Below are 11510 nucleotides of genomic sequence, written 5' to 3'. Positions count from 1 at the left end.
TTTAGATTTCGCGTGGGAGTGCGTGGGGGTAGGCGTGGACCCCTCCCCGCGTGAGGGTGCGTGGGGGGTGCGTGAGGGGGTCCGTGGGGGTCATGAGGCCTCCTGTTGCCGGAAGCCGGGGTGCGCGGGATACCAGCGGGCCGGGTCCCCGGGGTTCTCCGGATCGCGCCTGGATAGGAGCCCCTTGTCGACCAGTTGCCCGAGACGCCGCCGGACCCGCTCCTTCTCGGCGGCCGTCGGCTTCTTCGTCTCGAACATGGCGGACGCGGCATCCGTCGTGGTGAGTCCGTGGACGCCCTTGATCCGGGCCATGTCGATGAGGTCGACGGAGTGGCGGACGGTGGTGAGGCCGCTCGGGTGGTCGTGCAGGAGTTGGAAGGGGCCGACCTCGTTCATCGGCTGCTTCAGGTGGCGGAAGGACACGATGGGGTCGCCTGCCTCGCCCCACAGCATGATCACCGATCCGGAACCGGCGGTGATCCACGTGGAGCCGTAGACGTCGGCGAGGGTGTTGGGCTCGCTGCCGTTGTTGCCGGCCTTCTTCGTGTGGTGGTTCTCCAGCACCTGCACACCCTCGGCGAGGGCCTTCTGTCTGGCCCGGTTGTACCCGGCGCCCACTTCGTCGGCTGAGATGCCGATGGCGCCATCCTTGATCGAGTCGACGAGGACCGTGTCCGCGCCCGCCTTCTCACACATCGCGGCGAGGATCTCCGGCCGCTTGGCCAGGTCGTACGGTGGCGGGCCCTGCCAGATGACGAGGTGCTCGTTCAGGTACTCCTCGTCGTCCTTGCCGTAGATCCGGTGCCCTGCTCGTCGTGCCTGCGCGGGCCGGTCCATGAGAAGCATCAGGGCCCGTTTCCCGGCCTGCACGGGCAGGCCCAAGACGCTGTCCTGCAAGCCGAGCCGGGCCCGGATGAGCTGGTGGGCGATAGTGGTCTTCCCGACGCCCTGGGGGCCGGCCAGGATGAGCGACTCGCCTTCCGCCCACAGCACGTCACCATCGCTCCCCCAGAGGGCCGGAGGCGTCTCAGGGGCGTGCAGGAAGAACGAGCCGCCGGGCGTGAACAGTTTCCCTGTCAGGTCGTCCTCGGGGGCGTTCTCGGCTTCCGTGTGGGCGTCGGACTCGGCCTTGACGTCGTCGGCCCATTCGGGGTTCGGCATCATGCGGTCACCGCCGGGTCTCCGGGGTACGGGACCGGCGCCCACACCTGGAGAAACTCGCTGTCGGTGTGCCCGGCGGAGAAGTGGTCAGCGGCATCCTTGCCAGCCTTGGCCTGCACGACGTACACCGATCGGGCCACGCCCTGCAGCGTGCTGACGACGTGCTCGGCATGACGTCGACCGGGCTCGTCGCGGTCGGCGCAGATCGTGACGTCCGCGCCCTTCAGGAACCGGGCATGCTCGGCGGTCCACTTCCCTGCGCCGCCCGCATTGCACGTCGCCGCGAGCCCGTGCTCGACGAGCGCGTGCACGTCCTTCTCGCCCTCGGCGATCCAGATGACCCGGTCCGCTTCCTTCGCCGCGAGCAGCTCGGGGAGCCGGTACGGCAAGACCCGTACGAGCCGGTTCCCGTCCTTGTCGTTGAGACTCCAGCGGCGCCCGGACCGCGTGGTGTCGTCGGGCCTCCACTGCGCGAAGCACTTGTGGTCGCACCGGGTGACGCCGTGCTCCACCGCGCGCTGCTCGTCGAGGTACACGTACTGCGCGACCCGCTTGTGACCGTGCTTGCCACAAGGAATCCACAGGTCATCGGCGGGCCGGTCCTGTCGCTCGGTCAGGGGCTCGTCGTTGAGGTCTGCGAGGGTCCAGCCGATCGCTTCGAGAAACCCGCGGTTGTCCTCGCAGGCGTGGCACCAGACGACGAGGGAGCCGGTGTTGCCGCGCCGGATGGCGACCGCTCCGGCACCGTCGCCGCTGGCGCCGTGGCAGATGCCCTGCGCCCGGAGCGCGCCGCCGCTGTACTTGGTGGGCACGTCGAGGTCGCGCAGCCGGTCGGCCATGCGGTTGAAGGCGATTCCTTGGGTCACGCGCTGTGCTCCAGGTCCTTGCGGTCGTCATCGAAGCGGGCGTGGAACTCCCAGGTCATCCAGCCGCGGGCGGCGAGACGTCGGAGTTCAGCGCGGGCTTCGGGGAGGCTGAGGCCGTAGCGGGCCGCGATCCTGCGGGCCCACCGGTCGTACGTGGGCGCGGGCCGCCTCCGCTCCGCCGGGTGGGCGAGATGGAGGCGGCCGGCGCGGCGGTTCATGCGGACCGGGCCAGGAGCTGGACCACCCGCAGTTCGTTGCGCACCCGGTTGCGGGCCGTACGCTCCGAGCCCGCGAGCGTCGACGTGCCCGAGCCTCGCCGGTCGTTGGCACGGTGCGGCCGATACCCGTGGCGCTTCCGGCCGTCGCGGTTCTTCACCGCGGGTGCGCTGGTGGCATGTCCGATTGAGGTCGTAGGCTTCACGGTGAAGCTCCTTTCGGAACGGCGGCGCATACGGGTTCTCGGCCCGCGCCGCCGTTCGGCTGTCAGAGGTCAGATGGGGGTTTCTCAGGCCCCGAGCTGGCTGCAATCCAGCTCGGGGCCCTGCGCGTCCTGCCGGTCGCTGCGCCGAGGCTGAGCAAGACCGAGCAGGGCGACGATGCGCCGCGCCTGAGCGTCGGTCAGGCCGCGCTCGGCGTAGAGGTCGGAAAGCGTGATCTGCCGCGTCGGAACGGTCGTCGGCGCGGCCATCAGCTGACCTTCGCTTCGATGCCGAGGGCGTCAGCCCAGCGGAGGGCGTGCGCGCCACGCGGCTGCGCCGTGCCCTGCTCCCAGCGGTAGACGGTCAAGGGGGTGACGCCGATGGCGTCAGCGATCTCTCGGAGCATGAGGCGGCGGTTCTTGCGCTGCTCACGGGCCTTGCCGTTGGCGACAAGCGCGCGCACTTCGCTGATCCGCCGGAGGTCTTCGGGGCTCATGACTACATCATAAAGGTTCCCCGTCACCTTTCGGAAGTCGTTCGCGCACCTTTCGAGAGCCAATCCTTTGCATTGCAATCCGCCGCCCCGGCGGGCACGATGTACGGCATGACCACCCCGCCTCAACATCGCGTCCGGGTCGACGGTCCCGAGCCCGTCGAAGGCGCTCCGGACGGCCTCAGCCAGGTGTTCGTGTCACTCGTGCCTGCCAGCTATCCGCACGTCCTCGTGCGACTCCAGTACGTCATCCGTGACGGCCGGACGGTCGAAGGGCCATACGCGATCCGAGTGCAACAAGATCCGGAAGCGCCCATCGAGAAGTGGAAGCCCGTGGGCGCCACCCTCATCCGCGACCTGCCCATCACAAAGCTGGAACGCGTCGCCCGGATGATGCTCACCTTCGGGCTGCGCACCCCGGAGGGAGCGCCGCTGAACCTGAGCGCCGGCGTGTACGAGGCGCCGCCGCCAGCCGAGAAGATCCCCGCGCGCGCAGAGGAGATGGTTCGCGCCCACCACCCGGACGTGGACCCTGACGGCGGGCCCGGCGCGCTGCGCCGCTGGAAGCGTCTTACGCGGCTTGCCGAGGTGCAGTTGGAGTACAACGCCGCCGCGGCGCAGGGCGAGAAGGCGCCCGCGACTGTCGTCGCGGAGAAGCGCGGCGTGACACCCGCCACCGTGAGTACGTGGCTGCATCACGCGAAGAAGGAGGGGCTCGATGCGCAGCTCGCCCCGGACTTCTCCGTCGTGGCCGTCGCCCCCTGACGCGGGCGTATATCCGTAGGACACACAGAAGCCCCGCACCGTGCTGGTGCGGGGCTTCGTACTGCGCTCAGTCCAACGGCACGAGCCTGGCCGGATCGAACTTGTTGCCCTTCGAGCGGTCGTGCGGCATCACCCGGTACCCGGGCACCAGGGCCAGCACAACCTCCCTCTTGTCCACCGGCCGCGCCGCTACCCAGTTCGCCCGTACATCGCCGTCCAGCAGCCTCCGCAGGACCCGCGGCGCCCGCGAGACGAGCAGCGCCCTCGACTCCTTCACGCGCTTCTCGACGATCCCCCGGGCCTCCCGGTACTCCGCGAACGTGATCTCCTTGCGCGCGTACGCCCCGGCCATCTCCTTCAGCTGCGCCTCATCCTCGGCCAGCTCCCGGCGCGCCTCGTCGCTCACCTCGGTATCGGCGACGCTGCGCAGCTGCTCCAGGATCCGCGGCTGACTCAGCAGATCCACAACCTGACGCTCGACCTCGGCCTCTACGACGTCCGCCTTGATGGCGATCCTCCCGCACCCGCCCTTCGGTGTCGGGCACCAGTAGCGCACACCGCCGTTGCCCGACCAGCCGATCAGCAGCCGGTCACAGCGAGAGCAGACCAGGACTCCGGACAGCCACCGCTGCAGGCCGAGGTCGACGTTCCGGAAGCGTCCGGCGAGCCGCCCACAGACCTCTTCCCACGCGTCACGGTCGAGGATGGCCGGCCAAACCGCCTCGCCCACAACCTCCTTACGGTGCGTTCGCAGACCTGCGACGCGAGGTTTGGTCACCACTGACTTGACGCTGCGGGAGTTCCACGGAGCGCCCGTCACGGTGGGTACGTTGCGGGCCTTGAGGTCGTTGGCGATGGAGTTGAGGGACTCCCCGATCTCCAGGTCGATGGCCTCCCGCTGCTCGGGCGTCCAGCCGTCCCACGTGCCGAGGATGCGAGCGGCGATCTCCTCCACGATCTCGGCCTCTTCGGGCACGACCACCAGGTTGCTCCGGTCGTACCCGTAGCCGCGGAACCCTCCCCCGCCGGGCTTGCCCTCGGCCGCCAGCTCCTCGTGCTTCCGCGCGACGCGACGCGCCGTGTCCCTGGAAGATTTGTTGGCCACGGCGCACATGATGCGGGCCACGGTGATGTCGGCGTCGTTGGCCAGCCGCAGACTGCCCGTGACGCTCTCTACGGGGATGCGCGGCCGGCGGGACTCCACCACGTCGATGAGGTCTTCCAGGTCGCGAGGATCGCGGGCAACGCGGTCCAGGTCGTCAGCGATCAGCCCGTCCCACTCGCCCGAGGCGAGGCCATCAAGGGCGGTACGGAATCCGGGCCGGACCGTGCGCAATGCGGTGGTCCCGTCAGGGAGTTGGATCTTCCGCCGCTTGAACGCTGACGTGTCGTCCTCGGGGATGACCTTGACGATCGTCCACCCGAGGCGCTTGGCCAGGGCGCGGCCGTCATCCTCCTGACGGCTGATGCCCTTGGAGAACTCGGGGCGCCGTCGGGTGGCCTCACCCTCCGTCACGCCGTTCTCGGTGTCCTCGCCCTCCTCATCAGCCTTTCTGTAGCTGATTCGAACAAGAAGAACTGCCCTCAATGGCTTCATGTTCGTAGATTACCATTGACATCTCGGATCGCCGATTCCGTTCACCTCACGGAGTTCGTCGACCGAACGGAAGCCGCCGTGCTGGGTGCGGTAGTCGATGATGTGCTGAGCGAGTACGGGACCGACACCGGGCAAGGTGTCCAACTGTTCCAGCGTGGCCGTGTTGAGGCCGACCGGAGCGGCGGCAGCCCCCGCGGCGGCTCCGCCGGAGCCCACGGCACCCGGACCGCCCGCCGCACCCGGCCCGGCGGCAGCCGGGGGCGCTCCGACCACCACCTGCTCACCGTCCACGAGCAACCGCGCCCGGTTGAGTCCCTCGGTGTCCGTGCCTGGACGCACCCCGCCGGCGGCCCGGAGGGCATCGGCGACCCGAGAACCGGCCGGCAACCGCTGAATACCGGGTTCCCGCACCTTGCCGCTGACATCCACCACGATGACGGCACCAGCGCCGGCACTGGCCGCACCGGCCGCACCGGCTGCGCCCACAGGATCCCGCGCGGCGGCGGACGATCCCGCCGCCTCCTGCCCGCCCTCGCCCTCGCCCCCGTACGAACCCACGGCCCGCACCACTTCAGGTGCCCGCACCGGCTGGGCCCGCCCAGACCAGAAGTGCTGCGCGGCGAAGACGGCCGCGACCACGAGGACCACCGTGAGCGCGACCACGCTCCTCCGCTCCAGCCCGCACCTGGACTGCAGCCACAAGGGCATCCGCTCCCGAACGGCGAGCCCGGTCCGCTCCCGCCACACGGCCCCGGCGCTGGCCCCGGCGCCGCCCGCAACCCCGGACTCAGCCTCGAACTCGGCCCCCGCCCGACCTGGGCCCCGCGCCCGCGCTCGGGCGGCAACCGCATCGACCTCCACGTCGACCCCAGCGCCAGCCCCAGCCCCAGTTCCAGCACCGCTCTCAACGCCAGTTTCAACATCGGTTTCAACGCCGGCGACTACACCGCCGCCGCCCCGACTCCACCCCTCCCGCCCCGACACCGCCGGCGGCCCATGCCTCAACTCCCCGCGCACTCTCGTCCGTTCGGCGAAGAGTGTCTCCGCGCGCAGGCGCAGCGCCTCCGCGGAGGCTTCTCGGCGCCGGGACCTGCCGCGATGGCGGTGACGGCGGTGTCGCGTACGACTGTCGGAGACCGGGCCCCGGCCCGGCCCGCTGGTTGCTGTCGCTGTCCGTGAAGGTGATCGAAGTGCCATGCGACGAGAATCGGGCACAACCACCGAACCACGATGATCTTGCTCAATTCCCGGGGATTACCGCCCAGTTGTGGATAACTCCGTCACCCGCACGAGGCAGTCCGACCTCACCGAACCGAGGAGATCTCACTTCACCGAACCGCAGAGATCCGACCTCACCGAGGAGAAACGACCGCCCCGAGCAGCCCGGGCCCGGTGTGTGCCCCGATGACCGCCCCGACCTCGCTCACATGCAGATCGGCCAGCCCCGGCACCCGAACCCGCAGCCGCTCCGCGAGCGCCGCCGCCCGCTCGGGCGCGGCGAGATGATGGACCGCGATGTCGACCTGCGCGCTGCCCGCCCGCTCGGCCACGATCTCCTCCAGGCGGGCGATCGCCTTGCCCGCGGTCCGCACCTTCTCCAGGAGCTCGATGCGCCCGCCGTCCAGTTGCAGCAGCGGCTTCACGGCCAGCGCCGACCCGAGCAGCGCCTGCGCCGCCCCGATCCGGCCGCCCCGCCGCAGATAGTCGAGGGTGTCCACGTAGAAGTACGCGTACGTACCCGCGGCCCGTTTCTCCGCCGCGGTGACCGCCTCGTCGACCGTGCCGCCCGCCTCGGCGGACTCGGCCGCGGCCAGCGCGCAGAAGCCGAGAGCCATGGCGACCATCCCGGTGTCCACCACCCGCACGGGCACCGGCGCCTCGCGCGCGGCCAGGACGGCGGCGTCGTACGTGCCTGAGAACTCCGCGGACAGATGCAGCGAGACGATGCCGGTCGCGCCGGACTCGGCGACCCTGCGGTAGGTCTCGGCGAACACCTCGGGGCTGGGCCGGGAGGTGGTGACGGACCGTCGCTTCTGCAGCGCCTGGGCCAGTGAGCGGGCCGAGATCTCGGTGCCCTCTTCGAGTGCCTGGTCGCCGAGGACCACGGTCAGGGGCACCGCGGTGATGCCGTGGCGCTCCATCGTCCGTGGCGGCAGGTAGGCCGTTGAATCGGTGACGATCGCGACATGGCGGGACATGAGCTGGAGGTTACCTGTCAGTGAGCGTGGGTGGCAGTCCGCCCCCTCCCACCTGCGGTCGGGCAGGCGGGATCAAGTCGTGCTCTCGGGGCGGGGCTTCTTCTCCCAAGGGTAGGCCTGTCGCTGCACGGGCGGGTCGATCGCGGCCCGGGTGGGCTCCTCGGCCCTGCGCGACTCGGGGTTCTCCGGCCAGGTCTGCTGATCGGCGGGGACGGGCGGCGCCTCGGGCCACGAAGACGGAGGCGGCGTCTGTCCCGCAGCCGGCTCCGGCGTCCGTGCGGGCGCCGGACCGGGCACCCCCGCGGACGGACCCGGCATCCCTGCAGAGGAGCCGTGCGCCCCTGCGGACGGGCCGGACTGCGCCGCGGAAGACGGATCCGTCGACGTCCCCGTGGAAGCCGGCTCCGTCGTCCAGTGCCGCAGCGCGCCCGCCTCCATGTCGATCTGAGTGCTCAGCGAGTCCAGGTCGTCGTCACCGAAACGCTGGGCGCGGTCGCGGGCCGCCCAGCGCAGGGCGTCCGCCGACTTCGTTATCTGCTCCGTGCGCTCCCTCAGCGAGGGAAGGCGCTCGGTGAGGCGGTTCCTGTCCGGCTCCCGCTCCAGTCGCTTCAGCTCGCCGTCCAGCTCGTGGCCGTGGGCGCTGAGCCGCTCGAAGAGTGACAGGGACTCCTTCAGCGACTCGTCCTCCGTCACGCCCGCGTGCAGGGCGTCCTGGGTGGCGCGCATCGATGTGCGCAGGGAGAGGCGCAGTTGGGCGATCTCGCCCTGGGGGCCCGGCTGGGCGAAGGTCTTCGCCCTGAGCGTGGAGTCCTCCACCGTGCGGCGGGCCTGGGCGACCGTGCGGTCCACGCCGCGCTTGGCCGCGCCGACCACCTTCACCGTGGCATACGCCCCCAGCGCCACGAACAGCACGAAGATCAGCGCCACGATTGCGACCACGGCTTCCATGACGATCCTCTCGGGTGCTGCTTCCACTGCCCGGCGGTGCCGGCCGGCTCTTCCACGGTAAACGGAAAAGGCAGGCCGAGGGTTCCAGCGGAACCCCCAACCTGCCCGTAGGGGACTACCCCGACAAGGGAAACCACCCCCGGCCCACCCCCTGCCCGCTCGGGCCACCGTCTACGCGGGAACGATGTTCACCAGCTTCGGCGCCCGCACGATCACCTTCCGGATACCCGCCCCGTCCAGCGCGGCGACCACCTTCTCGTCGCTCAGCGCCACCTTCTCCAGCTCCTCGTCCGAGATCGACGGGGAGACCTCCAGGCGCGCCTTGACCTTGCCCTTGATCTGCACGACGCAGGTCACGGTCTCGTCCACGACGTACGCCGGGTCGGCGACCGGGAAGTCCCGGTGCACGACGGAGTCGGTGTGGCCCAGCTTGCGCCACAGCTCCTCGGCGATGTGCGGGGCCAGCGGCGCGACCAGCAGCACCAGCGACTCGGCGACCGTGCGCGAGACCGGACCGCCCACCTTGGTCAGGTGGTTGTTCAGCTCGGTGACCTTGGCGATGGCGGTGTTGAAGCGCATGCCCTCCAGGTCCTGGCGCACACCGTCGATCGCCTTGTGCAGGGCGCGCAGCGCCTGCTCGTCCGGCTCGGTGTCGACGACGGTGACCTCACCGGTCGCCTCGTCGACGACGTTGCGCCACAGCCGCTGCAGCAGCCGGAACTGGCCCACCACCGCGCGCGTGTCCCACGGCCGCGACACGTCCAGGGGGCCCATCGCCATCTCGTACAGACGCAGCGTGTCCGCCCCGTACTCGGCGCAGATCTCGTCCGGAGTGACCGCGTTCTTCAGGGACTTGCCCATCTTGCCCAGCAGCCGGGAGACCTTCTCGCCCTGGTAGTAGTACGCGCCGTCGCGCTCCTCCACCTCGGCGGCCGGTACGGCGATGCCACGGCTGTCGCGGTACACGTAGGCCTGGATCATGCCCTGGTTGAACAGCTTGTGGAACGGCTCGACCGAGGAGACGTGCCCCAGGTCGAACAGCACCTTGGACCAGAAGCGCGCGTACAGCAGGTGCAGTACGGCGTGCTCGGCGCCGCCGACGTACAGGTCGACGCCGCCGTGCGGCTGACCCTCGCGCGGGCCCATCCAGTACTGCTCGATCTCCGGGTCGACCAGCTTCTCGGAGTTGTGCGGGTCCAGGTAGCGCAGCTCGTACCAGCAGGAACCGGCCCAGTTGGGCATGGTGTTGGTCTCGCGGCGGTACTTGCGCGGACCGCGGCCGTCGCCCAGGTCCAGCGTGACGTCGACCCAGTCCTCGTTGCGGGACAGCGGGGTCTCCGGGGACGTGTTCGCGTCGTCCGGGTCGAAGGTGCGCGGCGAGTAGTCCTCGACCTCGGGCAGTTCCAGGGGCAGCATCGACTCGGGCAGCGGGTGGGCGATGCCGTCCTCGTCGTAGACGATCGGGAAGGGCTCGCCCCAGTAGCGCTGGCGGCTGAACAGCCAGTCGCGCAGCCGGAAGTTGACGGTGCCGTGGCCGATTCCCTTGCGCTCCATCCACTCCGTGATGCGCGCCTTGGCGTCGGCGACGCCCATGCCGTCCAGCGAGATGTCGCCGTTGGCGGAGTTGATGATCTTCGCGTCGTACGCCCCGAAGGCGTTCTCCCACGTCGACGTGTCGGTGCCGCGCCCGTCGGTCGGTTCGACGATGCAGTGGATCGGCAGCTCGAAGGCGCGCGCGAACTCGAAGTCGCGCTGGTCGCCCGCCGGTACGGCCATGATCGCGCCGGTGCCGTAGCCCATCAGGACGTAGTCGGCGATGAAGACGGGGATCTGTTCGCCGTTGACCGGGTTGGTCGCGTACGTGCCGATGAAGACGCCGGTCTTGTCCTTGGCCTCGGCCTGCCGCTCCACGTCGGACTTGGAGGCGGCCTGCGCGCGGTAGGCGGCGACGGCCTCGGCGGGGGTGGCGTGACCGCCCGTCCAGACGTCGTGGGTGCCCTCGGGCCAGGTGCCCGGGGTGAACTTCTCGACCAGCGGGTGCTCGGGCGCCAGGACCATGTAGCTCGCGCCGAACAGGGTGTCCGGGCGGGTGGTGAAGACCGTGATGGCCTCGCCGTCCACGGGGAAGCCGACGCGGGCGCCCTCGGAGCGGCCGATCCAGTTGCGCTGCTGCAGCTTGATGGCCTCGGGCCAGTCCAGTGCGTCCAGGTCGTCCAGCAGCCGGTCGGCGTACGCGGTGATCCGCATGTTCCACTGGCGCAGCTTGGCCTTGAAGACGGGGAAGTTGCCGCGCTCGGAACGGCCGTCGGCGGTGACCTCCTCGTTCGCCAGGACGGTGCCCAGCCCGGGACACCAGTTGACGGGCGCGTCGGAGGCGTACGCCAGGCGGTACTCGCTCAGGATGTCGGCGCGCTCGACCTCGGTCAGCTCGCTCCAGGAGCGTCCACCGGGTACCGCGCGCTCACCGATCTGGAACTGTGCGACCAGTTCGGCGATCGGGCGGGCCTTGTCGGCCTCGTCGTCGTACCAGGAGTTGAAGATCTGCAGGAAGATCCACTGGGTCCACTTGTAGTAGTCCGGGTCGATCGTCGCGAACGACCGGCGCCTGTCGTGGCCCAGGCCCAGCCGGCGCAGCTGGATCTTCATGTTCTCGATATTGGCCTCGGTGGACACCCGCGGGTGCGTGCCGGTCTGCACGGCGTACTGCTCGGCGGGCAGGCCGAAGGCGTCGAAGCCCAGGGTGTGCAGGACGTTGTGGCCGGTCATGCGCTGATACCGGGCGAATACATCGGTGGCGATGTAGCCCAGGGGGTGACCGACGTGCAGGCCCGCACCGGAGGGGTACGGGAACATGTCCATGATGAACTTCTTGGGCTTTGCGACCAGCGAGGGGTCTCCGGCCAGGTCGCCCTTCGAGTTGGGCGCCTCGTACGTGCCGTCGGCGTCCCAGAAGTCCTGCCAGCGTGCCTCGATCTGCTCGGCCATGGCGGCCGTGTAGCGGTGCGGCGCGGCCACCTCGGAGGCGGCAGCGTTGTTCGTCTCGCTCATGATCCTCAAAGCTCC

The 11510-nt window shown here is 70.1% G+C and carries 12 protein-coding genes; 1 reads left to right on the top strand and 11 read right to left on the bottom strand.

Translation table 11 applies throughout. The features are described from left to right. Nucleotides 1–90 precede the first annotated feature (90 nt). The 6 genes from O3Q52_RS10690 to O3Q52_RS10665 all read right to left on the bottom strand — a co-directional run bounded on the left by O3Q52_RS10690 (nt 91) and on the right by O3Q52_RS10665 (nt 2942). Nucleotides 91–1164 carry an ATP-binding protein gene (locus O3Q52_RS10690; protein WP_269648578.1) on the bottom strand — a complete coding sequence of 358 codons (1074 nt, stop codon included), beginning with the start codon at nt 1162–1164 and terminating at the stop codon, nt 91–93. Continuing rightward, nucleotides 1161–2027: a toprim domain-containing protein gene (locus tag O3Q52_RS10685; protein ID WP_269648577.1), complete on the bottom strand. Its 867-nt coding sequence runs from the start codon at nt 2025–2027 to the stop codon at nt 1161–1163. The genes O3Q52_RS10690 and O3Q52_RS10685 overlap by 4 nt, the downstream gene beginning before the upstream one ends. Further along, nucleotides 2024–2245 (bottom strand): hypothetical protein, encoded by a 222-nt coding sequence (locus tag O3Q52_RS10680; RefSeq protein WP_269648576.1) that lies wholly within the window; start codon nt 2243–2245, stop codon nt 2024–2026. Before O3Q52_RS10680 ends, O3Q52_RS10685 begins: the two co-directional genes overlap by 4 nt. Next, nucleotides 2242–2448, bottom strand: a complete 207-nt coding sequence (locus tag O3Q52_RS10675; RefSeq protein ID WP_269648575.1) for a hypothetical protein — start codon at nt 2446–2448, stop codon at nt 2242–2244. The genes O3Q52_RS10680 and O3Q52_RS10675 overlap by 4 nt, the downstream gene beginning before the upstream one ends. A gap of 84 nt (nt 2449–2532) precedes the next feature. Next, nucleotides 2533–2715: a hypothetical protein gene (locus tag O3Q52_RS10670; protein ID WP_269648573.1), complete on the bottom strand. Its 183-nt coding sequence runs from the start codon at nt 2713–2715 to the stop codon at nt 2533–2535. Further along, nucleotides 2715–2942: a helix-turn-helix transcriptional regulator gene (locus O3Q52_RS10665; RefSeq protein ID WP_269648572.1), complete on the bottom strand. Its 228-nt coding sequence runs from the start codon at nt 2940–2942 to the stop codon at nt 2715–2717. The genes O3Q52_RS10670 and O3Q52_RS10665 overlap by 1 nt, the downstream gene beginning before the upstream one ends. Nucleotides 2943–3050: 108 nt before the next feature. On the opposite strand from O3Q52_RS10665, the gene O3Q52_RS10660 reads away from it, so the two are divergent. Next, nucleotides 3051–3704, top strand: a complete 654-nt coding sequence (locus O3Q52_RS10660) for a hypothetical protein (protein WP_269648570.1) — start codon at nt 3051–3053, stop codon at nt 3702–3704. Nucleotides 3705–3771: 67 nt separating this feature from the next. On the opposite strand, the gene O3Q52_RS10655 is transcribed toward O3Q52_RS10660, so the two are convergent. The 5 genes from O3Q52_RS10655 to leuS all read right to left on the bottom strand — a co-directional run bounded on the left by O3Q52_RS10655 (nt 3772) and on the right by leuS (nt 11495). Then, nucleotides 3772–5220 (bottom strand): recombinase family protein, encoded by a 1449-nt coding sequence (locus O3Q52_RS10655; RefSeq protein WP_269648569.1) that lies wholly within the window; start codon nt 5218–5220, stop codon nt 3772–3774. A gap of 90 nt (nt 5221–5310) precedes the next feature. Beyond that, nucleotides 5311–6498: a ComEA family DNA-binding protein gene (locus O3Q52_RS10650; RefSeq protein WP_269648568.1), complete on the bottom strand. Its 1188-nt coding sequence runs from the start codon at nt 6496–6498 to the stop codon at nt 5311–5313. Between the two features lie 155 nt (nt 6499–6653). Continuing rightward, entirely contained in the window at nt 6654–7499 is an 846-nt protein-coding gene (locus O3Q52_RS10645; protein WP_055610571.1) for a DegV family protein, read from the bottom strand. Between the two features lie 72 nt (nt 7500–7571). Next, nucleotides 7572–8447: a hypothetical protein gene (locus O3Q52_RS10640; protein ID WP_269648567.1), complete on the bottom strand. Its 876-nt coding sequence runs from the start codon at nt 8445–8447 to the stop codon at nt 7572–7574. Nucleotides 8448–8618: 171 nt separating this feature from the next. Beyond that, nucleotides 8619–11495, bottom strand: a complete 2877-nt coding sequence (leuS, locus tag O3Q52_RS10635; protein WP_269648566.1) for a leucine--tRNA ligase — start codon at nt 11493–11495, stop codon at nt 8619–8621. Nucleotides 11496–11510: the final 15 nt, after the last annotated feature.

This window comes from Streptomyces sp. ActVer (genome assembly GCF_027270795.1).
Classification (GTDB): Bacteria; Actinomycetota; Actinomycetes; order Streptomycetales; family Streptomycetaceae; genus Streptomyces; species Streptomyces umbrinus_A.
This window is presented reverse-complemented; position numbering and strand designations above follow the sequence as displayed.